The sequence below is a fragment of the Dyadobacter jejuensis genome, from assembly GCF_003149085.1.
GTDB lineage: Bacteria > Bacteroidota > Bacteroidia > Cytophagales > Spirosomataceae > Dyadobacter > Dyadobacter jejuensis.
Map to the genome: position 1 here is coordinate 398749 of NZ_QGDT01000001.1, position 24685 is coordinate 423433.

The 24685-nt window shown below is 47.3% G+C and carries 14 protein-coding genes; 8 read left to right on the forward strand and 6 right to left on the reverse strand.

The genetic code is table 11. From position 1 onward, the window contains the following. Positions 1-60: 60 nt before the first annotated feature. The 3 genes from rpoB (at position 61) to CLV98_RS01810 (ending at position 8849) form a co-directional block, all read left to right on the forward strand. Positions 61-3921: a DNA-directed RNA polymerase subunit beta gene (gene rpoB, locus CLV98_RS01800; RefSeq protein WP_374755167.1), complete on the forward strand. Its 3861-nt coding sequence runs from the start codon at positions 61-63 to the stop codon at positions 3919-3921. A 78-nt stretch (positions 3922-3999) separates the two neighbouring features. Continuing rightward, a complete protein-coding gene (gene rpoC / locus CLV98_RS01805; RefSeq protein WP_109672287.1) occupies positions 4000-8322 on the forward strand; it encodes a DNA-directed RNA polymerase subunit beta' in 4323 nt (1440 codons plus the stop codon). Between the two features lie 197 nt (positions 8323-8519). After that, the gene (locus tag CLV98_RS01810; protein ID WP_109672289.1) at positions 8520-8849 is read left to right on the forward strand and encodes a DUF3467 domain-containing protein; all 330 of its coding nucleotides are present in this window, start codon (positions 8520-8522) and stop codon (positions 8847-8849) included. A gap of 86 nt (positions 8850-8935) precedes the next feature. Here the strand turns inward: CLV98_RS01810 and murA are convergent, their stop codons facing one another. From murA to CLV98_RS01835, 5 genes are all read right to left on the reverse strand, one after another. Next, on the reverse strand, positions 8936-10243 hold the full coding sequence (gene murA / locus CLV98_RS01815) for a UDP-N-acetylglucosamine 1-carboxyvinyltransferase (RefSeq protein WP_109672291.1): 1308 nt from the start codon (positions 10241-10243) through the stop codon (positions 8936-8938). A 113-nt stretch (positions 10244-10356) separates the two neighbouring features. After that, entirely contained in the window at positions 10357-11037 is a 681-nt protein-coding gene (locus CLV98_RS01820) for a DUF4290 domain-containing protein (protein WP_170120658.1), read from the reverse strand. A gap of 50 nt (positions 11038-11087) precedes the next feature. Further along, the gene (locus tag CLV98_RS01825) at positions 11088-12320 is read right to left on the reverse strand and encodes a hypothetical protein (protein ID WP_109672294.1); all 1233 of its coding nucleotides are present in this window, start codon (positions 12318-12320) and stop codon (positions 11088-11090) included. Between the two features lie 5 nt (positions 12321-12325). Further along, entirely contained in the window at positions 12326-16237 is a 3912-nt protein-coding gene (gene porU2 / locus CLV98_RS01830) for a putative type IX secretion system sortase PorU2 (RefSeq protein WP_109672295.1), read from the reverse strand. Between the two features lie 47 nt (positions 16238-16284). Further along, positions 16285-16776 (reverse strand): dihydrofolate reductase, encoded by a 492-nt coding sequence (locus tag CLV98_RS01835; protein WP_109672297.1) that lies wholly within the window; start codon positions 16774-16776, stop codon positions 16285-16287. A 251-nt stretch (positions 16777-17027) separates the two neighbouring features. Here CLV98_RS01835 and CLV98_RS01840 point away from each other — a divergent pair, with 251 nt between their 5' ends. From CLV98_RS01840 to CLV98_RS01855, 4 genes are all read left to right on the forward strand, one after another. Then, a complete protein-coding gene (locus tag CLV98_RS01840) occupies positions 17028-17390 on the forward strand; it encodes a PadR family transcriptional regulator (protein ID WP_109672298.1) in 363 nt (120 codons plus the stop codon). A gap of 37 nt (positions 17391-17427) precedes the next feature. Continuing rightward, positions 17428-19962, forward strand: coding sequence for a PspC domain-containing protein (locus CLV98_RS01845; protein WP_109672300.1), 2535 nt, complete (start codon positions 17428-17430; stop codon positions 19960-19962). A gap of 82 nt (positions 19963-20044) precedes the next feature. After that, positions 20045-20731 carry a head GIN domain-containing protein gene (locus CLV98_RS01850; RefSeq protein WP_109672301.1) on the forward strand — a complete coding sequence of 229 codons (687 nt, stop codon included), beginning with the start codon at positions 20045-20047 and terminating at the stop codon, positions 20729-20731. Between the two features lie 1018 nt (positions 20732-21749). Beyond that, positions 21750-22592, forward strand: a complete 843-nt coding sequence (locus CLV98_RS01855; RefSeq protein WP_109672303.1) for an outer membrane beta-barrel protein — start codon at positions 21750-21752, stop codon at positions 22590-22592. Here CLV98_RS01855 and CLV98_RS01860 read toward each other — a convergent pair. Beyond that, positions 22572-23468, reverse strand: coding sequence for an AraC family transcriptional regulator (locus tag CLV98_RS01860; protein WP_109672305.1), 897 nt, complete (start codon positions 23466-23468; stop codon positions 22572-22574). The two genes, CLV98_RS01855 and CLV98_RS01860, sit on opposite strands and share 21 nt — an antisense overlap. Positions 23469-23642: 174 nt before the next feature. Between CLV98_RS01860 and CLV98_RS01865 the strand changes: the two genes are divergently transcribed. After that, the gene (locus CLV98_RS01865; RefSeq protein WP_109673025.1) at positions 23643-24656 is read left to right on the forward strand and encodes a zinc-binding alcohol dehydrogenase family protein; all 1014 of its coding nucleotides are present in this window, start codon (positions 23643-23645) and stop codon (positions 24654-24656) included. The last annotated feature ends 29 nt before the right edge of the window (positions 24657-24685 follow it).

A 24685-nucleotide genomic window follows, 5' to 3' on the forward strand; every position in this document is an offset into this window, starting at 1 on the left:
TTGTAGTTCGTTACTTCTACGCTTTGTTTTTTGTTCTGTTAACCCAAATCAAACATAGCCTTGGCTACACAAATAATACCCAGAAAAAAATTTGCTAGGATCAATCCCGTTCTGGATTATCCCGATTTGTTAGGAATCCAGGTGCAAGCCTTCCGCGATTTCTTTAGTTTGGATACATCCGTTGAAGACCGTTCAGGTGAAGGATTGTACAAAGTTTTCGCCGAAAACTTCCCTATTGCTGACTCCCGCGATAACTTCGTGTTGGAGTTTATCGATTACTTATTGGAGCCTCCTAAGTACTCTGTAGATGAATCTATCGACAGAGGTCTTACTTATGCCGTGCCCCTAAAAGCAAAGTTACGGTTGATCTGTAACGATGCCGATCATGAAGAATTCGAAACCATTGAACAAGAGGTGTTCCTAGGGAATATCCCTTACATGACCGAACGGGGTTCGTTCGTTATCAATGGTGCGGAGCGTGTAATTGTCTCTCAATTGCACCGTTCTCCTGGCGTGTTCTTCTCGATGAGCAAGCATACCAACGGTTCTAAGCTATATTCTGCAAGAATTATTCCTTTCAAAGGTTCGTGGATCGAATTCTCGACCGATGTGAATAATGTCATGTATGCGTATATCGATCGTAAAAAGAAATTCCCTGTTACTACTTTGTTGCGTGCCATTGGTTTTGGTTCCGACAAAGATATTCTGGACCTTTTTGGACTGTCGGAAGAAATTTCGGCTACTCCTTCTAACCTTAAAAAGGCCGTCGGCCGCCGATTGGCTGCGAGGGTACTGCGTACCTGGACGGAAGACTTCGTGGATGAAGATACCGGTGAGGTAGTTTCTATTCAGCGTAATGAAGTGCTTTTGGAAAGAGATTCGACCATCGATCCAGAAGATATCGAGATTATCGTAGAATCGGGCCAGAAGTCTGTCATCCTGCATAAGGAAGATATGAACGTGGCCGATTATAATATTATATACAACACGCTACAAAAAGATAGCTCTAACTCCGACAAAGAAGCGGTAGAGCAGATCTACCGTCAGCTGCGTAATGCGGAAGCTCCCGATGAGCAAACCGCTCGCGACGTCATCCAAAGCTTGTTCTTCAGTGATAAGCGATATGACCTAGGCGACGTGGGCCGGTACCGTATCAACAAAAAGTTGGGATCGGATACCAGCCTTGATGTACGCGTATTGACGACTGGCGATATCGTATCGATCGTGAAGTATTTGATCGGACTGATCAACGCCAAAGCGGTAGTCGATGATATTGACCACTTATCTAACCGTCGGGTACGTACCGTTGGAGAGCAGCTTTACGCCCAGTTTGGCGTAGGTTTAGCGCGTATGGCACGTACGATTAAGGAGCGTATGAACGTGCGGGATAATGAAGACTTCAAACCTGTCGATCTGATTAACGCCCGTACTTTGTCGTCGGTTATTAACTCCTTCTTCGGTACCAACCAGCTTTCTCAGTTCATGGACCAAACCAATCCATTGGCTGAGATCACCCACAAGCGTCGGATGTCGGCACTTGGGCCTGGTGGTCTTTCCCGTGAAAGAGCCGGTTTCGAGGTTCGTGACGTTCACTACACCCACTACGGGCGCTTGTGTACGATCGAAACTCCGGAAGGTCCTAACATTGGTCTGATTTCTTCTCTTTGTGTATTTGCAAAGGTGAACGGAATGGGCTTTATCGAAACGCCTTACCGGGTGATCGATGGCAATGGTAAGCTGACCAAGGAGCTTATTTATATGACTGCTGAAGAAGAAGATTCCAAATACATCGCTCAGGCTAACGCCTCCGTCGATGAAGAAGGGAACTTTACAGTAGAAAAAATTAAAACCCGTTTCGAAGGGGACTTTCCGATGGTGGATCCGGCCCAAGCCTCTTATATGGATGTGGCCGCCAACCAGATCGTTTCGGTAGCGGCGTCTTTGATTCCTTTCCTGGAGCACGATGATGCTAACCGGGCCTTGATGGGATCTAACATGCAGCGCCAAGGTGTTCCTTTGCTTCGTCCTCAGGCACCTATCGTGGGTACTGGTCTGGAGAAACGAGTGGCTATGGACTCCCGTGCTTTGGTAGTAGCCGAAGGCGATGGCGAAATAGAATACGTGGATGCGACCAAAATCGTAGTTAAATACGACCGTACTGATGCCGACCGTCTGGTAAGCTTTATCGACGACAGCGTATCTTACGATCTAGTGAAGTTCCGTCGTACCAACCAGGATACTTGCCTGAACCTTCAGCCGATGGTGTTGAAAGGACAGAAAGTTAAAAAAGGGGAGGCCCTTTGCCAGGGATATGGTACCGAAGGGGGTGAGCTAGCCTTGGGTCGTAACTTGCTGGTGGCGTTTATGCCTTGGCAAGGATATAACTTTGAGGATGCTATTGTAATCTCTGAGAAGGTGGTACGCGACGATATCTTTACGTCTATCCACATCGAAGAGTTCGAACTCGAAGTAAGAGATACCAAACGGGGTGAAGAAGAACTTACCGCGGAGATTCCTAACGTAAGTGAGGAGACTGTAAAAAATCTGGACGAAAATGGTATCGTTCAAGTAGGTACTGAAATTAAAGAAGGAGATATCCTGATTGGTAAGATTACTCCTAAGGGAGAGTCCGATCCTACTCCTGAGGAGAAGCTACTTCGTGCCATCTTTGGCGACAAGGCTGGCGACGTGAAGGATGCCTCTAAGAAGGCTCCACCGTCTATGAAGGGCGTCGTTATAGACACCAAGCTCTTCTCTCGTCCTACCAAAGAAGAACGTGCTAAGCACAAGGATGAGCTACGCCTGTTAATGAAAAAATACAGCCGTGACCTTACCGCCTTGCGTGCCCGGGTGATCGACAAACTAGTTGAACTCGTGGATGGTATGACCAGCCAGGGTGTCAAACACAAGTTTGGGGATGAGCTTATCAGCCAAGGAATGAAGTTTAACGTGAGAAATATCTCGGAGAACTTGTTCCCAGCCAACAACCCATACCGCGACGAAAGCCAGTATGCAGTAGCCGAAGAGGTAAACTTGATCGGAGACGTACTTACCGACAATTGGACGGAAGATGCCGGTGTGAATGCACAAGTTTCCTTGGTGTTGAAAAACTATCTCAACGCCCGTAGCGAATTGATGGGACGCTTTAAGCGCGATCGCTTCGCCCTGGAAGTAGGAGATGAGCTGCCAGCAGGTATTGTGAAGCTTGCCAAGGTGTATATTGCCAAAAAACGTAAGCTGAAAGTAGGGGATAAAATGGCGGGTCGCCACGGTAACAAAGGGGTAGTAGCTCGTATCGTTCGCGACGAAGACATGCCATTCCTTGAAGACGGTACGCCGGTAAATATCGTGCTTAACCCACTAGGGGTACCTTCTCGTATGAACATCGGTCAGATCTACGAAACTATTTTGGCCTGGGCAGGTCTAAAACTAGGCCGTCGCTATGCGACTCCTATCTTTGACGGAGCCACAGAAGCCGAGGTAGCCGCTGAGCTTGCCGAAGCCGGATTGCCAGAATGGGGACGTACCTATCTATACAATGGTTTGACTGGGGAGCAATTTGACCAGCCAGTAACTGTAGGTCTCATGTATATGATGAAACTAGGTCACTTGGTCGACGATAAAATGCACGCCCGTTCTATTGGACCGTACTCGCTCATTACGCAACAGCCGTTGGGTGGTAAGGCGCAGTTTGGTGGACAGCGTTTTGGAGAAATGGAAGTGTGGGCACTCGAAGCTTTCGGTGCATCCCATATCCTTCAGGAGATCCTTACCGTTAAGTCTGATGATGTAGTTGGCCGTGCCAAAGCATATGAAGCGATCGTGAAGGGAGAGAACCTTCCGAAACCCAATATTCCGGAGTCATTCAACGTACTGGTTCACGAGCTTCGTGGATTAGCATTGGAGATTACGCTGGACTAATTTTTAGTCGTGGCGCCGAAAGGCGCCAGAAATGAAATACAGATTGAGTTTCGACTAACAGACAAACGACTTTTTATTATGTCTTTCAAAAAGAACAAAAAATTAAATAGTGATTTTTCCAGAATGACCATCAGTCTGGCCTCACCAGAGTCTATCCTTGAGAGCTCTTTTGGTGAAGTGACCCAGCCTGAAACCATCAACTACCGTACCTACAAGCCGGAAATGGGTGGGTTATTCTGCGAACGGATATTCGGTCCTGTAAAGGATTGGGAATGTCATTGCGGAAAATATAAGCGTATTCGCTATAAAGGCATTATCTGCGACCGTTGTGGAGTAGAAGTGACCGAGAAGAAGGTACGTCGTGAGCGCATGGGCCATATTGAACTGGTGGTTCCTGTAGCACATATCTGGTACTTCCGTAGCTTACCTAATAAGATTGGTTACCTACTGGGATTATCGACCAAGAAATTGGACCAGATTATCTATTATGAGCGGTATGCCGTAGTACAGGCGGGAGTGAAAGAAGAAGATGGCGTGGGCTATCTGGACTTCCTTACTGAAGACGAATACCTGGATATCGTAGATAAGCTTCCCCGCGAAAATCAGATGCTGCCCGACACCGACCCTAGCAAGTTTATTGCTAAGATGGGAGCCGATGCTTTGGAGATGCTTCTGAACCGGATTAACTTGGACGAGCTGTCGTATCAGCTACGTCACCAAGCCGCTACCGATACTTCTCAGCAGCGTAAGGCAGAGGCCTTGAAGCGCCTGAAAGTGGTAGAAGCCTTCCGGGATGCGAACACCCGTATCGAAAACCGTCCCGAATGGATGGTGATACGCATGGTGCCCGTTATACCGCCAGAACTTCGCCCATTGGTGCCTCTGGATGGTGGACGTTTCGCTACTTCCGATTTGAATGATTTGTATCGTCGGGTAATTATCCGTAACAATCGTTTGAAGCGTCTGATCGAAATCAAAGCGCCAGAAGTGATCCTTCGTAACGAGAAAAGGATGTTGCAGGAAGCTGTGGATTCCCTTTTCGACAACAGCCGTAAGGTGAATGCAGTGCGGTCTGAAGGTAACCGTGCCTTGAAATCTCTTTCCGATATGTTGAAAGGTAAGCAAGGACGTTTCCGTCAGAACTTACTTGGTAAGCGTGTCGATTATTCGGGTCGTTCGGTTATTGTGGTTGGTCCTGAGCTAAAACTACACGAGTGTGGTTTGCCTAAGGATATGGCTGCAGAGCTTTTCAAACCTTTTATTATTCGTAAGCTTATTGAGCGGGGAATCGTAAAAACGGTGAAATCGGCCAAAAAGATCGTAGACCGTAAGGATCCTGTGATTTGGGATATCTTGGAAAACGTGTTGAAAGGGCACCCTGTGTTGCTCAACCGGGCTCCTACACTTCACCGTCTGGGTATTCAGGCTTTCCAGCCTAAGCTGATAGAAGGTAAGGCGATCCAGTTGCACCCCTTGGTATGTACGGCATTCAACGCTGACTTTGATGGTGACCAGATGGCCGTTCACGTGCCGCTAGGTCAGGAAGCCGTTTTGGAAGCCTCGATGTTGATGCTCTCGTCGCATAATATTCTTAACCCTGCCAACGGAGCGCCTATTACGGTACCTTCCCAAGACATGGTGTTGGGGCTTTATTATGTAACCAAAGGCCGTGTGAGTACTCCGGAATATCCGATTATGGGTGAAGGGAAAATATTCTATGGTCCCGATGAAGTCATTATCGCCATTAATGAAGGCAAGCTTTCGAAGCACGCCAACATCAAATGTAAACTAAGAGTCCGTAATGATGACGGTACTTTCGCAGATAAAATTATTGATACCGTGGCCGGACGTATCCTGTTCAATCAGGCCGTTCCTGAGTCAGTAGGGTATATCAACGAGTTGTTGACCAAAAAGAAACTTCAACAAATCATTGGCCATGTATTTAAGATGGCTGGGGTGGCTCGTTGTGCGCAGTTCCTCGATGAAATCAAAGAACTTGGTTTCCAAATGGCCTTTAAAGGTGGTTTGTCTATGGGATTGAACGACGTAATGGTTCCCGATGAAAAAGAGAAACTTATTGAGCAAGCGAAACTAGACGTAGAAAATGTCTGGAGCAACTACTTGATGGGTCTTATCACCGAGAACGAACGATATAACCAGGTTATTGATATCTGGACGCGGGTCAACTCTCGTATTACCGAGACCTTGATGAAGCAACTAGAGACCGATCAGGGTGGATTTAACTCCATCTATATGATGATGCACTCCGGTGCTCGTGGTTCTCGTGAGCAGATCCGCCAGCTAGGTGGAATGAGGGGTCTTATGGCTAAGCCGCAAAAGAACATTGCTGGTGGTGCTGGAGAGATCATCGAAAACCCTATTCTTTCTAACTTTAAAGAAGGGCTCGATGTATTGGAGTACTTTATCTCTACCCACGGTGCGCGGAAAGGTCTGGCAGATACCGCCTTGAAAACGGCCGATGCAGGTTACCTAACCCGTCGTTTGCACGATGTGGCTCAGGATGTGGTGGTAGTGGAAACCGATTGCGAAACCCTTCGTGGGATTCAGATCGCCGCCTTGAAGGACAACGAAGACATTGTAGAACCACTGTCTGAGCGTATTTTGGGCCGGGTAAGTGTTCATGATATCTACGATCCTTTGTCCAACGAACTAATCGTAGCTTCGGGCGGGGAGATCACCGAGGAGATCGCCAATTATATAGACGAGACCAGCATCGAGACCGTAGAAATACGTTCGGTACTGACTTGTGAAACTCGTAATGGAGTATGTGCCAAGTGTTATGGACGCAGCCTTGCTTCGGGCCAGATGGTCAACATTGGAGAGTCTGTTGGGGTTATCGCCTCTCAGTCGATCGGTGAGCCAGGTACACAGCTTACCCTTCGTACTTTCCACGTCGGTGGTACGGCCTCCAACATCTCTGTAGATGCCAATATCAAGTCGAAATTCGACGGGATGGTGCAGTTCGAGGATTTGAGGATGGTGAAGTCTGTCAATCAAGAAGGCGATGACGTTACAGTAGTAATGGGTCGTTCGGGTGAGGTGAAGATCGTTCATCCGGAAACCAAGCAACTCTTGATCAGCAATAACGTACCTTATGGTGCGCAGTTATTGGTAAAAGAAGGGGAGTTGGTATCCAAAGGACAAGAACTATGTACCTGGGATCCCTATCACGCAGTTATCCTTTCCGAATTTACCGGAGCGGTATCTTTCGATGCCATCGAAGAAGGTATTACTTATCGGGAAGAATTTGATGAGCAGACAGGCTTCCAGGAGTCGGTGATCATCGAAACTCGTGATAAAACCAAGAACCCGGCCATCGTTGTGACGGGTAAGAGTACCCTTCTGAAGGATCAGACCGAAAAAGGTTATAACCTTCCGGTAGGAGCACGTTTGGTAGTGAAGAGTGGTACTTCCGTTAAGGCTGGTCAACCACTTGCCAAGATACCTCGTGTGGTAGGAAAGACCCGCGATATTACTGGGGGTCTGCCGAGGGTAACCGAGCTTTTCGAAGCCCGTAACCCTTCTAACCCTGCTACAGTAACCGAAATTGATGGTGTAGTATCGTATGGTGGTGTAAAAAGAGGTAATCGGGAGATTCATATAGAATCCAAAGATGGTACTCAACGCCGCTACATGGTAGCGCTTTCGAAACATATCCTGGTTCAGGATGGTGACTTCGTAAGGGCTGGAGATCCACTTTCTGATGGAGCCATTACCCCTGCCGATATCCTTTCTATCAAAGGGCCAACAGCCGTTCAGGAGTATTTGGTAAACGAGATTCAAGAAGTATACCGTCTGCAAGGGGTGAAAATTAACGATAAGCACATCGAGTGTATCGTTCGCCAAATGATGCAGAAGGTAGAGATCTTGGATGCCGGTGATACCAACTTCCTAGAGATGCAGCCAGTAGACCGCGTTGTTTTCCGTGAGGAAAATGATAAGATTATCGATATGAAGGTAGTGGAAGATGCTGGAGATTCAGAGACGCTGAAACCTGGTATGATCATCACGGTGCGTCGCCTAAGAGATGAAAACTCGAGCCTGAAACGCCGCGATATGAAACTCGTGGTTGCCCGGGATGCCCAAGCCGCTGTGGCTAAGCCCACCTTGATGGGGATTACTCAGGCATCGCTTGGTACCGAAAGTTTCGTTTCTGCTGCTTCTTTCCAGGAGACTACTAAAGTACTGAGTGAAGCCGCCGTAAGGGGTAAACGCGATGAATTGAAAGGATTGAAAGAGAACGTGATCGTAGGTCACTTGATCCCTGCCGGAACGGGTATGCGTAAATACGTAAACCTAATGGTGGGCTCTAAAGAGGAGTTCGATGCCTTGACAGAATCGAGGGAAAAGCAAGCACGCAAAAAACGTGAGATAGCGTAACCAAAGCGATTGATATAAACGAAAAATGCCGGCCCCCATCAGGGTCGGCATTTTTTATGCCCAAAGCCAGCTGTCGATATTTTGTGCTCTTGATGACTGGTTAGGTATTTATTGTTAAATTTATGCCGAGCAATCTTAATCAAAGGAGGAAGAAACGGAAGATATTCCGTTTTGGTAGGCCCCAAACCTATAAACAAATGCAAGAATCAGAAAAGGAAAACGAACAGCAGATCAATGTGGAGCTTTCCGAAGAAATGGCTGAAGGAGTATATTCTAACTTGGCCATGATCGCCCATTCGAGTAGTGAATTCATTCTGGACTTTATCCGTCTGATGCCCGGTGTTCCCAGGGCTAAGGTGAAGGCTCGGGTGATTCTTACTCCCGAACATGCCAAACGACTTATAGCCGCTCTGAAGGACAATATTGACAAATATGAGGACCAATATGGCCCTATTCAGAATTCCCAGGATGCCGATCATCAGTTCAACTTCCCGATTAGTTTCGGAGGGCCTGGTGGAGAAGCATAAGCTAGGATAGGTAACTATAAAAAGAAAGGGTCAACTGGTCGGCCTATGCCGCTCAGTCAACCCTTTACTATGCCTTAGCAATATGGCTACAACCGTATAATTTCGGCTCCTATAGCATTTAGGCGGGTGTCAATGTATTGATATCCGCGGTCAATCTGCTCGATATTATCGATGATGCTGACGCCCTTGGCCGACATGGCCGCAATAAGCAAGGCTACCCCCGCACGAATGTCGGGAGAAGTCATCCGTATACCCCTAAGCTGCGTTTCGCGGTTATGCCCAATCACGGTGGCCCTATGCGGGTCGCAAAGAATAATCTGTGCGCCCATTTCTATTAACTTGTCCACAAAGAATAACCGACTTTCAAACATTTTTTGATGGATCAGTACCGTTCCTTGGGCCTGGATCGCCGTTACCAAAACAATACTGAGCAGGTCGGGCGTAAACCCTGGCCAGGGAGCATCTGCTACCGATAGGGTAGAGCCATCCAGGTAGTTTTCGATGCGGTAATGTTCCTGAGCTGGGATAAAGATATCGTCATTCCGAAACTCCATTTGGATACCTAGTCTTTTGAAAACATCGGGTATGATGCCCAGTTCAGCAATCCTACAATCTTTAATCGTGATTTCTGATTGGGTCATGGCGGCAAGGCCAATAAAGCTACCAATTTCAATCATATCGGGTAAGATGGTATGTTCGGTGCCTTTCAGCGCCGTTACCCCTTCTATCCGTAGCAAATTGGAGGCAATACCGGTGATTTTGGCCCCCATCCGGTTGAGCATCTTAGCCAATTGTTGTAGATAAGGCTCGCAAGCGGCATTGTATATGGTAGTTTCCCCTTCGGCCATCACCGCAGCCATCAATATATTGGCAGTTCCGGTTACCGAAGCTTCATCCAATAACATAAAGGTACCTTTCAGATTGTCGGCATCGACCTTGTAAAACCCACCATCTTCTCGATCATAGCTAAAGGTGGCTCCTAGCTTCTCGAAGCCCAGGAAATGAGTGTCCATCTTACGGCGGCCAATTTTGTCGCCTCCTGGCCGTGGAATACGCCCTTTACGGAACCTGGCGAGCATAGGCCCTAGCAACATCACCGACCCCCTTAAGGCTGCGGCTTTTACACGGTATTCTTCCGTCTCCAGATAGTCTAGATGGATATCGTCGGCCTGAAATTGGATCGATGAAGGAGTCAACCTTTTTATCTTAACCCCTAGGTCGCCTAATAAATGGATGAGCTGATTGACATCCCGGATATCTGGGATATTATGTATGGTAACCACCTCGGGGGTAAGCATTACAGCACAGAGGATCTGTAATGCCTCGTTTTTTGCTCCCTGGGGTATTATTTCTCCTTTGAGACGTTGATCTCCAGTGATTTTGAAAGACGCCATGATAATGTTAAGCGAAATGAATAAGTATGAAGAACGAGATATATGGGTGGTGTGGAACGTACCAACAACATCTTCTCAAAACGATCGGATGTTGTTGCTAACCCTTACATGCATTACATGCTTGTTTTTTTGCGGTTCCGGTTATTTTTGTATTTGTTATTGGGCCGGTTTCGGTTCTGCTGGCCTTGAGACCCGTGGCGCTCCTGATTGGGTGCCCTAAAGTTGGTTTGGTTGGCTCTGTTGCGTTCATGAACATTGGTGTTCCTGTCCTTAGGAGTCGACTCCACAGGGCCTTTGGTTTTGATATGCTCGATTTCTTCCGCCAACTTCCCCTTCGCAAGTCTTTCTAATTGCCCAATAATCACGTGATCTTCTGGGTTATCTTTGTTCCAAGTATTGAAAAAGGAACGCATCAAGCGAAAAATATAGGAAACAAAAGCGAGCCTATCTTCGGGGTCCTCTACCTGAATGGCCTTCTCTAACAGCAAATCGATATTTCTTCCGTAATGGCGGAAAGAAAGATTATGCTGATTGTAGCCTACAGTAAGGGGTTTCTTGCCCAGTAATTCTTTGGATGGTGGGGGATAGGGACTGTCTACGTCCAGTTCAAAGCCCGACATGATGTACAAGTCGTCCCATAGCTTATTGGTATAGTCTTGGTTATCCCTCATGTTCGGATGGATTTGACGCATGAGTTCCACCAAGATATGCGCGTATAAGGTGCGTTTGGCCCGATCTTCCATTCTTACGATCTGATCGGCTAGCTTTTGTACGTTACTACCGTATTCTTTCAAGGAAATTTTGTTTAAAGACTTTACAAAAATAAGAAGTTTTGATGAAACTTTTAAGGCAAAATGCAATGCCTCAAAATCCCGTCCCACCATATATTCTCTACCAGCAGTAGTTGGCCTCTTAGGTTGGTACCTGGAATAAGCTGTACCCATGACAGAATAATCCATAAAAGGCCTAAGGTCACGACTCTGGCGTTGGGCTTCTGCTGGGCCAACCAATATAAAAGGGCCCACCATATTAAAACCATAAACGGTGCCAGTAGCCTGTAGCCCGGAGCATCGAAAGGGCTAATAAGCCGCAAGGTAAACAAAAAAATCAAGTAAGTAAAACCAACCCTCAGGGTTCCCCATGGCCAAAATGATCTCCTGTTAGGAAGTGGGATTTTGTTTTTTTTAACTTCAAAACCGATCCCAATGAGCAACAGTAGCCTCATGGGGGCCAACACGTTGGCTAAGGTAACCTCAGCCGTAGCCTCGATGTCGTAGCCCAGAAGGGACTTGGATATGCCTGCGGCGAAAAGTCGAATGTTCTCAAATAGAGCACCATCTAGCAGGATCCTTTCACCACCATATCGCTCGCCCGACCAGTGTAGGTTGGCCTGCCAGTATCCCAGCAATCCCAAGGTCCATATCCCCGACAGCAGTAGTAGATGCCCATGGTACCGTCGAAATTTATGGTCCATCAAGGCTTGGAAGCTATGGAATAACGCTACCAAAACGATGAAGATACCCGCATAGCGAATGCTTAAAAGGGTAAAGCCGCATAGTAACAATCCTCCAAACTGAATGGTCCCAACATTTTTTTGATACCGCTGGTACTGATCCACCCAAATCAATAGTACGCATATAAACAATGGTTCGGACCAGGTATGGGCCCACAGCCGAAGGAAGGGCCCCCACACCAAAAAACTCCCCAAGAGTAATGCCTTCCTAGGCCCGAAACGGATGCGGATAAAAACGAGTAAAAGCGCTGAGCAAAGTAGGTTAACGATCTTTGAGGCCCAGAGTACTTCCAGGCTAGTCAGCCGGGCCACTAAGGCTATGGATAGGGAATAGCCCGGTGGGAAGGTGCTGTTCCAGCGGTATCCCTCCCCTTCCATCAATACATATCCATGTCCTTCCAACAGGTTTTGTGCCGAAGAAAGGTAAACATGTGAATCGATGGTAGTATAATGGTTGGGGTTGATTGCAATGAGTAACCCCACCATCAAGGCATGGACTAGCCATAGCCCTGTTAGTAAGGTATTGTACTTGGAATGATTGCTGAAAGATATCATCGTATCCATGGCCGTTATGGTAGGTAGAGTAGGCGGCCTACTCGGGGGAAGCCAGGCCATGGCCTAGAAGTATCGGCAGGATAAAATTTATAAAGATATATTCCGGTAGGTCGATAGCCTGGCTCCCAAACGAGCCGGTTGCTTCCTACATGTATTTTTTGAGTAAAATGAGCGATGCTGCGGCCCCAGATATCCTGTATATGAAGGTGAAAAGGGGCTGGTTCCCAAGTCCCTTCCATGATCATCTCGAAAAAGAAAAGGGTTTTAGACGGGTTGGGGCTTACTTGGAAACTTTGCAAGCGCCACGATTGCTGTACCCTAAAATAAATTTCATAGTCTTGAGCCCAGTTCTGACTTTGGTCTTTGGTCGAGGCCAATAAGTAATAGCTACCCTCGTCCAGGGTTGTAGGAAGGTGAAGCCTGATCAGCAACGTGCCATTCGGGAGACGCTCCCAGGAAGCCTCGTTGAAATACACCCTTTGTCGGAAACAGTTCGGGCAGTCCTTCTGGAGCCATAATAGGATGGCAGTGGTGTCGGTAAGGGGAAGGGAATTATTATTGTCGCGGAGGGCTATGAGTAGCTCGGCTCCCGGGGCTACCGGGCCCCCATTTACCGGAATTTGCCCGTCGAGCCATATTTGTAGGGTCGGTGGAACGCCGTCGGGTATTACCTCAAAGGAAAACTCCTGTGTGTTATTATGAAAATATGCCTCAGGTAAATAGGTTGAGTTACACGTAACCGTTACTTCGTTGAGTCCCACTCTTCCTAGGCTCTGGTACCCTACAGGGTAAGTTATACGTTCATTTCCTTTTATGGGGGCTATTATTTGGATCATTTCTTCTATTCGATCGTCATTTCTGACCGTGGTACTGATGCTGACGGAGTCGGAGAAGGAAGTAGGCGAAATATTTAGAAATTCTACGGTAGTCGTGAAAGTGCCGCCTTCCAGTAAGCTTGAGGTCGTTTTTGACTTGGCTAAGGCCATTATTTCGGGAGGTTGTGGGGGAGCGTCTATCCCCGGGTCGTGATGGATGGCTCTGGGAGGAGAAGGCCTGCCTACATCGCCGTTCATCCATACCCGCCAATAGGTAAGCGAGCCGGGGGGTAATTGGATGCGGCAGTCTGCCAATCGCGCTTTCGCTACGATAGACTGTATATGAGGGTTTTTAGTAAACGAGCTGTCATTAGCCCATTGGAACACGACCGTCCCGTCGGCTTGGTCGTGCGGAGCTTGAGCAATGAGGTCGACCTGGGTACGATTGGTACTAAAGCCTGTAGTGGGGAGCAAGGGGGTGGCGCCGCCGAAGGGTAAATATAGCGGGAAGGTGAATCGGTTATTGTCTTCGTTTTCCTCATCGATGAGGTTTTCAGGGTCTATGGTCAGCTCCCAGGATTCTAATCCGGCTTCGGTGAAAACGTTGGGAATCCGGATCATTAATGTTTGGGCATTACGGCTCAAGTGATAACGAGAATGATGGTGAAAGACAGCCTGCCGGGTAGAAGTCCGGCTAACAGAAATAGCAACCGAGTCGGGGTTTAGTCTTCCAAAATTTGCCAAACTTACCCGCAATACGAGCGAGTCACTATAGGTAGTGGGTTGATTTCCGCGTTCATCCGTTATGGTCATCCGATGGTTATACCAGGTGTAGTCCGCTTTTTGTGCCGGGAAGATGGCTATGGCAGGGTCGCCCTGCAGGTTCATTTGTTCGGCCGTTATGCCATCGTAGATGCTCGAATTCCGGTTCATATACCTGCTTATGGCCTCCTTTTGGATATCGCCAAACCCTTGGCTATTAAAATTGGAGTCGGCCAGGACCTCATAGAAGCTCTGGCTGTAGCGCCGGAGCGATGTTGTCCGCCCATTATGGGTGTGTGCAATGGCCAATACGGCGCCCTTTTCTGGAGCCAATATCCAATCGTTGGTAATGGTTTTTTCCCTATAAAAAATATTTCCTGTAGCGCATCCATTGACCAACAAAGCCGGGTAGTAGGGGGCATTCTGATAATGACGCCGGGCGTCGGTAGCGAAACCTATATCGAGGTCTGTTTGGTTTAAGCCCGTATGCCCAAACATGGTTACGAGGGCCACTCCCTGGTTAATAGGCCCGTCGATGGCGATCTGCTCAACTGCCCGTTCCGAAACCTTAGACAGGGTCTCGATCTGAGGTGCCAGATTGCTTTGATGGAGTATTTCGGCAAACCGATCGACATATTCTCGAAAGACCGAAATCTCGGCCCGCGATCTTCCCCCACTCAAATGTAGGATACGTTTCCGCCAGCTAGCCGCTTTTTTTTCGGATTCCAAGGCTACTACCTTCTGTAGGTAATCCATAACGGACTGAGACTGGTCGGTATTGAGCCTTCCTATAGGGATGAGGGGTATAAAAGTACCGCTGCCATTCAGGTTCATGCTCAGCGCGATGTCCGATCCGGGCCAGCCCGCATTCGGGATCATATCGATGTTTCGGGGTTGGGCGAGTTTTCGGGCCGTTTGAGGATCTATGGATTTGCCGATCAGGAATACATATTTTAAGGGGCTGCGCTCTGCCAACCAGCCGATCAGCTGGCGGATGGCTAGGGGGCTTGATTCTCCATAATTGAATCGGTCGAACACCTCCTGTATATCCATAACAAGCGGATGGAAGTGGCCCCCCGGGGCTGAGGCGCGATAATCGGCGTAGGCCCTTACCGGATCCGTTCCTGCTATGGGTTTACGCAAGCTAGGGTGGGTGATGATGAGGTAATCGGCGGCCACGTAGTCGATGGGATCGAAAACTACTTTTTGGATATGCGCTATTTTCATAAACTTCCTGACCGCCACGATCTGCCTCGAGTGGGTGGCTATGCCTGTCGGCCCAGCTTGCAGCTTACTGACTTCTCCTCCTTCGCCTATTGAATAATACGTCCAGGTGCTATCGGCTATTACCTGCCAATTGAAAGCGGCTGATTGTTGGAAATACAACGTTTTTTGAGCCGTGCTGTCCTGTAGGTGGCTATATTGCGGGTAGCTCCATTGAACGTACGAAATGGACGTAGAGCCACTAAGTGGAAAGGCCATTAAGACTATTTTGTTATCTGCCCCGATATCTTCGGGCAGCAGGGTGGTTTGGAAGGTGGCCGTTTCGTAATTGGCCCAGTCTAATTGGCCTAGGAAACGACCTGGGGTGGGGCCGCTCCCCATATAAAAATCAACTTGATGGTAACCTGCCCCGAGCCCTACCATCATTACTTTCACTTGGGATAGCTGAAACCGGGAGTTTACCGCTTGGTTAAGCGCCAAAGTTAGCGTTTGGCCTGTGGAGGGATCTATGGCCGGGCCCGTCCAGCCTTCTCCAGTATCGTAAGCGGTACGCACCGACCCAGTAGGGTAGCTGCTCTCCGCCGGATAAAACTGACCAGCTGGATAATGACTGTTAAAGAGCTGGAGGCTTTGTTCAAAATGAAAATCCAACGCCTCTTGGATATGGTATAGAGGCTCCTGACGAATTCGTAGGGCAGGTGTGGGAACCGGGTGCCAGGACAAGAAATAGGAGGCCGTGTCGGAGTATAGACTATAGTAGGCATGTGGCATGGCTGTTGGGCTCGTATAAAGCGAAATGTCGTTGGCGCCATCATTTCTTTCACCATAAAAAACAAGGTCGCTAAGCCTGCCCGAGTCGGTTTCGGTGATCTGTAAGGGGCATTCCCGCCCCCTCCGGTAGAGGCGGTAGTTGGCCATAGGCAGGTCGCTAACCTCAATACCGGCCAGCACGAGTTCCTTAGAAGTTATTCGGTAAAAACCGGTTTTTGAAACGGATATTTTTAGATAAGGTTGGCCCGTGTTAATCCATCCCTGGGGGTCCACAGATTGTCCCTGCAGCAGTAAGCAGTCCCCCAACAGGAGGATAACGATAGCTATGCCAGAAATCGATGGGATCCATTTCATAACCAATAGACTAATAGGCTATTAAGTTACTATTTTTCTGGGGTATATTATTGCTTTCTGGTAAATATGTTCATTGAAAAAGCGTATTCATGGGACTGGTCGGCACCGTGGTAGACCGACGTGCCGAGCCGCCAAAGGTCGCGCCCAACCTCTGGGAAAAACGCATCACCATCTAGCTGCGCATGAACGACCGTCAGATAGAGGATGTCGGCCAAAAGAATGGCCTCCTTAAAGACACTCGCCCCACCGAGTATAAATACCTCCTCCTCATCGTGCAGTATACCCAGAGCACGCTCTAAATTGTCGGTCCTAATGGCCCCCGAGAATTCGGTCTGCTGGCGACTGAGCACGACATTTTTATAGGTCGAGTGTAGGGCATCGGGTGCTTCGTAGCTTTTGCGGCCCATTACAAAGGCTTTTCCGTCGGTAATTTTCCTGAAATTTTCCCATTCGTCAGGTAGATGCCAAGGTAATTGGTTGTTGCGACCAATAACGTGATTCTCACTCATGGCGGCTATGATACTAATTTTTGGTGTCATAGGTGTGTAGTTATAATATGATTTAGATATAGACAATTTATGGTTTTATTTGGAATTTTAAATGGGTGCGTAAATATATCTGCCATTTATCCTGAAATTGAGCCATTCAACAGGAATCCATCTTTTAATTAGCACAGTACCTTGCATCACAAAGTACCTGTGTATACCTTTGTATTATTAGTCGTGCAAAAGGACACGTTTGCCGCTATTAGCCATGAACAAGCAATTGCCTTATTTTAAATGAAAGAGATATGAACATAGAAAATGCCCAGGTGCAGATGCGTAAGGGGATTCTCGAATTCTGCATTCTGCACATCATATCGAGGGGGGAAGTATATGCCTCAGATATGTTGGATGAGTTAACCTCTGCCCGGATGATGGTGGTAGAGGGGACCTTGTATCCATTATTGACGCGTTTGAAAAATTCGGGTTGGTTGGAATACAAATGGGTGGAATCCTCTTCGGGGCCTCCCAGGAAGTATTATGTATTGACCGAAGAAGGGAAGGTATTTATGGAGGCCATGGAGACCACCTGGTTCGACCTGGCCGATTCCGTTTCATATGTCATAAAACGCACCGAGGAGATCCGATCCAAGGGTGTGCAACCATCTTGATCCTAACTGATCCCATAACGATATTGATTTCAGCATCATGAAAAAGACAATCAGCATAAATATAGGTGGCATCATCTTCCATATTGAGGAAGACGGCTACGAGAGGCTTAAGAACTATTTGTCCTCCATTCAACGATACTTCAGTGGCTTTGCCGATAGCCAAGAGATCGTTTCGGATATTGAAGCACGGGTAGCCGAAAGATTTTACAACAAGCAAAAGGCCGATTCGAAGCAAGTTATTTCTCTCGTGGACGTAGAGGAGTTGATAGGGGCCATGGGTACGGTAGCCGACTTTCAAGAGTTAGAGGAATCTGAAGATATATTGGCCGATCCTTTGGAGGTTACCAATGGGGAGTCGACCGAGGGGGAGCCATCACATTCCAAATCCCAGGGTACCTTTGCTACCCCTCAGGAAGAGCAAGCGAGGTTTGCTCCTAAGGATCCCCGCAAGTTTTATCGGGATCTGAAGCGTAAACTAATTGGTGGGGTAGCCGCAGGCTTAGCCAATTATTTTACCGTCGATCCTATCTGGGTCCGGTTGGCTTTTTTAATCTGTGTGGTAGGCCTACCGGCTGGTTCTGGAATGATGAATTTAAACCTAGAAGATGAGCTAGGGCCTATTTCGGGAATTATCGTGCTGGTTTACCTGGCCATGTGGGTGGCCTTCCCGGGCTCCTCTACCTTGGAAGAGGATACCAATATCAAGAAGTTTTACCGCGACCCCGACCGTAAAGTGGTAGGTGGGGTAGCAGCGGGGATCGCCTCTTACTTTGGGATAGACCTGGGCGTGGTTCGTTTTCTATGGGTACTTTCCATTTTATTTTTCGGGACAGGGCTACTCATCTACATCGTCCTATGGGTGATAGCCCCTTCGGCCAACACCCTTACCGAAAAAATGGAAATGCAGGGGGAACCCATTACGCTTTCCAATATTGAATCGAATATCAAGCAAAGCCTAAATTTGGATGCGGGAGCGGGAGAAGAGCCCGTCGCTTCTAAGATCGTACTCTTCCCTTTCCGGGCTATCGCCTTGATTATTGCAGCCCTGGGCAAAATTTTTAAGGGGCTAGGCCCTATCCTCCGGGTATTTGTGGGGGTAATATTGGTAGGCTTTTCCGCTACCGCCTTATTGGGGATACTCATAGCGGCTAGTGTAGCCTTAGGGGTAACTTCGGCGGTTCCTCTGGAGGGGATGCCTATTCCTTTTTTGATTTTTCAGGAGCTTCCAGCTAGTCTGATCATATCGGCAATCTTGTTGGCCATCATTCCCTTAATAGCCTTTTTAATGCTGGGGTTGACCCTTTTGGGCAACCGTCGCATCGTTCCACCGTCGGTTTGGCTTACCATGGCCGGATTATGGATCGTCGGCATCATAGGGTCTACCATTGGAGGCATTGCCTACCAGCGCAATTTTGCCACCAGAGGTGAAGTAGTACAGACAGAAATGCACCAGTTGCCCAATGGAATCCTGAGGTTCGATAAGGTAGACGACTATGAGGTAGACCATCTGGACCTGGATATCCGGTTGGCAGCGTATGCAACCCAAGATAGCCTAAAGATAGAAAAGAAAATGTACTCTAGAGGACGTAACAAGGAAGAGGCCAAACGAATCGCCGCCAAGCTGACTTACCAAGCCGTATGGCAGGACTCTACCCTGGTGTTCCATGAAGGACCCGAATTGGGGGCTTTGTCTAGCTTCAGAAACCAGAGGATCGGCCTGACGGTCTTCATTCCTTACGATCGGCCTTTCATCATGAGTGAGCGTTTTTACCATGCTAGCCAGCACTGGGGCGATGGATTTTCGGCCATGAAACGGTACAACCTCGACGAGGACGATGTGGATTGGAACGGACTTCGGTGGGTCATGCTCCGCGACTCGGGGCTGGTATGCACCAACATTCCCGAACGGTTTTTGAGAGACGAAGAAGAAGGAGGTCAGTCTTACTCTTACGACGACTCCGACAGTGAGCTGGATATGGGAGAAAGGGGTACTTATATCAAACAATTTCCAGTTGACGATTTTAACAAAATCGATTTGGGAGGTGCTTATGTGATTAGCATTCGCCAAGGTACGGAGTACCGCATCACGGCCGATGGAGAAGTAGATGACGTGGATGATATTGAGGTGCGCGTAGACAATGGGACCTTGAAAGTAAACCGTTCCGACGATTTTAGCATATTTGGTAATAACAAATGGAAAAGGGTAGGGCTGGTGATCACCACGCCCAACCTGGAGCGCCTCGAACTATCGGGTGCCAATAAAGCTAGGGTATCGGGTTTTAAGGGTCTTAATAAGCTGTATGTCGATGTGAGTGGGGCTTCTCAGACGGAGATTGACGTGGAAACGAACCAACTCCTTGTGGATATGTCGGGCGCCTCCAAGCTGACCTTGAAGGGGTCGGCCAGCCAAGTCGAATTGGACATTTCGGGGGCTTGTAAAGTCGATGCCACTCGTATGGGGATAGGAAGTGCGCGTGTCTCCGCATCGGGTGCTTCCCGAGCCGAAATGGGCCGGGTAGGTAATATTGAAAAGCACACTTCTGGCGCTAGCAAGGTAGAGGTGAACCAATAGTTTCTTTCTGATTGGTTTTAATTTAATAGGAAGGGGTGCAACATTTTAATAAATATTACATCTATCATAAAAAACTAAAAATATGAAAACCAATATACTGACCTTACTCTTTTTCTTGGCCCTTTCAATAATGGTAAGTGCTCAAGATACCCGCCAGTTTACTGAAAAGGGCTTCACCCGTATTTCTATGGGTAGTGCCTTTAAGGTGAATGTGGAACAGGGGGCCAATTTTAGGATCGTAGCTACAGGCCGGCAAGAGGACCTGTCGGCCCTAAAGGCCACGGTAAAAGGAGGGACTCTTAGCCTGGGGTATGATAATAATATCAGGCAAAATAACCGGAGCGAAGTGAAGATTAACATTATAATGCCTAGCTTGGAAGCTGTTGATTTTTCAGGGGCCAGCAAGGTCAATGTAGGACGGTTTTCTGGGGCGAAAAATATAGACGTCGAGGTGTCAGGTGCTTCTAAGGTGATGATGGATTTGTCGGCCGATAAAGTAGCGGTTTCCCTTAGTGGGGCCTCAGGACTCGGCCTGAAAGGATCTTGTGCCGTCTTGAATGGAGAAGTATCGGGAGCCTCGTCTTTGAAAGCGATGGAGCTAATCTGTGAAGAGGTCATTATAGAAGCTTCTGGGGCTAGTAGTGCCCAGGTAGTTGCTCAAAAAGAACTTAGAGCGGAGGCTAGCGGAGCCAGTAGTGTGAGGTATGCGGGTGCGGTCAAAAATGTGCAGTCGCATACTTCGGGTGCTAGCTCGGTGAAGCGTAAATAAGGTAACGTTTTTAGCTAAATAAAAAGAAAGTCGGTGAAAGCCGACTTTTTTTATTTATCGGGATAAAAATAGGGTGTATCCCCAATTTTTCCGTTTATGTAATTCTCGAAATGATTACTTCCTAGTAAATTTACATTTCCTATCTGAAAATGCAAAGCTAAAACCAATTGAATTCCTCAAGGATAACTAAGCGATCTCCTGCCGCAACGGGCCCTTGAAAATCGAAAAGGGAAAAGTAAATTTGAATGAATAATTATCCCCCGTCAGTGTTTGTTTTATATACCCAACTATGCCCCAAATGGCAAACCTGATTACCCAAATCTTGATAGAGAGCAGGTGCTTTCCTTGCTCTGGGATAAACTATAGTCCGCCTGGAATGCTGCTGAGGTAGCGGTAGGCGTTTGGAGTAATCTATTAGGGAAATGACAGGGGTTGATTTTGCACGAAATTGGGACAAAGTTACTGCACAGACTTAATGGCATCGAGCCAGATAATGACGATGCTCCTTGTTCCATAGTAGTGTGTTTAAGTTTTATTGGTAGGCCGATCGGAATGCTTTTTATGGACAACTTGGCGGCAGGAAGCAATACTAGCCCGTTCTAGGAACACTTCCCTATCGTGGGGAATACGTATCCGGTATCCCTACCTAGCGCATACTGTAGAAGAGGGTAAATTTATAATTTTTGGATATTTATAGCCAAACTAAAAAGACAGCGTTCTCATCGTATTAGTCCTTGAAGTGCAATCCAAAAACTATGTAGGCTACAAAACATGTCGTTTTATACCGGGCGCCGGCCGTTTTGTGCTAAAAATGGTGAGGTAGGCCCCAATAGGTCATGGCTCATCATGGCAGCATAGGCCCAAAGCTGAGTGACGGTACAGCCGATATCGATAAAATATTTTCAAAGTTTAGCCTACTTCCCTATTTTCTTTCGTTTATTACTCGTACAATTTTTTTAAAAGATAGCATTTTACCTCGACCCGGCGCATATTTGTGTCCTGACAAAGAAACTACACTATGAAGTACCGCATACTATTCACCATTATTTTTACCTTAAGTGCTATAAGCCAATCTTTTTCACAAGGTTATAGCAAATCGGGACAGCGTTATGTGCAGCCCTTTGGCCAGATGAGCCTAACTGTTGGCCTTGGAGTGGCCTATTATATGGGCGATCTGCGCGATGGGATCGATATGAAACACCTCGGATTGGGGCCGTCTATTTCCCTAGGAGGGCAGTTTCGGCTTAGCGAAAATTTTAGTGCTCGAGGCGAGTTTCGCTACTATCAGGTAAAGGCGGATCAACAATACTCTAAAAACTATCAAAATAACCTTTCTTTTAGGACCCGCAACCCCGATATCAATCTGGGGATCCAGGCCGACTTGTTTGGCTATAACCGCCATGCCCCCATCAATCCCTATTTGTTTGCTGGGGTGGGGGCCACTTTTATGACGCCGAAGGCTAAGTTGGGAGATAACTGGTATAGTTTGGCGCCTCTGATGACCGAAAATGAAAAGTACAACCGACTACCTTTGGTGTTTACCGGCGGTATTGGGGTGTCTGTCAAGACGACGGACAAGCTCAGCCTGGGGCTTGAGTTATGCAATAATTTTGTCAACTCCGATTACCTCGACGACGTGAGTACAACTTATCCCGATCCCGACGCCTTGGCCTCCGACTTGGCACGTCAGCTCTCCGATCGATCGCCTGAGATTGGCCTGCCTCCTCGCATGGTAGGGGGGCTGCGGGGAGGAGCCGCAGTGAAAGATAGCTATCTGTTTTTCCAATTCAGAGCGCAGTATATGCTGGGCAATCTCCAGCAAGCACGAGCTCGTAAAAAGCTAAGGTGTAACCCTATTTAATAAGGCTTGCCCTTGAGGTGCACAGGCTTGGGTTTTTCCTTTTTTAAAATCCTGAATGGTGACCGAATAGTTTTTCTTAAAGGACTTCGACAAATGGCTGGAATCGGTAAAGCCTAACATATAGGCGATTTCCTTGATGGAGTATTGGCTGTGCTTGATGTAGCTCTCGGCCAATTTGAGTTTGGATTTGATGATATACTCTTGAAACGAATATTCCGAGTGTTTTTTAAAGTACTCGCTAAAGTACGTAGGAGCTATATTGAATTCGCTGGCTATAGCCTCTAGGCTTAGCTTTTGCTTGTCGTAGAGGTGATGTTGAATATAGCGGATAATCTCGCCAAACTTATAATCCTTGTTATGGCCTTCATCGACATACCTTTTTTCAATATTTCGGGCCAATATATTCAGCGTACTCATTAATAGACTTTCGATAATCGGCTCCGAATAGTCGTCTTTGGTAAGGTATTCCTGATGGATTTGTTTGATCAAATGAACCAATAGTTCACGTTCCAAGCTGGTGCGGGTCTGGATGATGTCGCCAGCTACCTTATTGTAATTGCTCAATACATAAGATAGTTTTTGAAACCATTCCTTATAATGGCCATGCATGGCCTCTTTGGTGAAATAAAGATCGGTAAACCGAATAAAGTAAAAGGTAGTTCTTTCTTCGATTTTGAAGGAATGACAATCTAGAGGGGGAAGTAGGAAAATATTTCCTTGGGCATAGGGAAACTGCATTTGATTGATACACTGATGCCCCGTTCCTTTGTCTATATAGACCAGCTCGAAAAAATTGTGTTGATGCGGGCGCTTTTGCCAGTGGTCTAGTATCTCAATATGTATTTCAAAAGGTTTTATAGTCTGTTCTATGTGCATAATTTCTCGAAATGGACGAATAATATTAACAAAGATAGTGAATTGGGCTAATTATATGCTTGATGATGAGGTGTAAACCTTTATTTATACCTAGTTTACCAGTTTTTATACCTATGAAGAAAGGAGGAGGTGCCTTAATTTTGTGTAAAATTTAAAACTAACCAAGATCAAATGATGAAAGCCATAGGATTTAAAGAATCGTTGCCCATTACAGAAGAGAATAGTTTTATAGCCTTTGAGACGGAGATACCCACTCCCTCGGGCCATGATCTGCTGGTGAAGATTTCCGCTATTTCGGTGAATCCGGTCGATTTTAAGATACGTCAGAATGCCGCCAAGGATACGGTATTGGACGAACCAAAAATAATAGGCTGGGATGCCGTAGGCGTGGTGGAAGCCGTCGGGGAACAGGTCTCACGGTTTCAGGTAGGGGATGAGGTGTACTATGCAGGAGACCTTACCAGGAGTGGAAGCAATGCCGAATACCAACTGGTAGACGAACGGATTGTTGGTCGCAAGCCGACATCGCTGACTCTAGCCGAAGCGGCTGCCTTACCTCTAACGGCCCTTACCGCTTGGGAGTCCTTATTCGATCGAATAAAAGTAAACCCTGCCACCGATAAAGGCAAAACGGTATTGATATTAGCGGGTGCAGGAGGGGTCGGCTCAATTGCCATTCAGATTGCCAAAAAAGTTGCAGGGCTTACCGTCATCGCAACGGCCTCAAGGCCCGAAACGATAGCATGGTGTGAGGCATTAGGGGCCGATTTTGTGGTGAATCACCGCAATCTGAAAGCCGATCTCGAAACTATAGGCCACGGTCAGGTAGATTATATTCTGGACTTTGTGGATCTGGAGGGCTATTGGGACCTTGCCGCCGAGCTTATCAAGCCCCAAGGACATATTGTATCCATTACAGGAAGTGGTACCCCATTGAATTTGGATGTCCTAAAAACCAAAAGTGTTACCTTTTCATGGGAGTTCATGTACACCCGTTCCATGTATAGCACGCCCGATATGGACCGTCAACACCAAATATTAAATGAAGTGGCCGATTTGTTGGATGCTGGAACCCTTAAGACCACGCTGACCACCGTTTTGGAAGGCTTTACGGTAGCCAATCTTAAAAAAGCGCATCAAATGCAAGAGTCTGGAACTACCATCGGCAAAACGGTCGTTCTCTACTAGTAGATTATCGTCCGCTAAGTTTTCCTTTG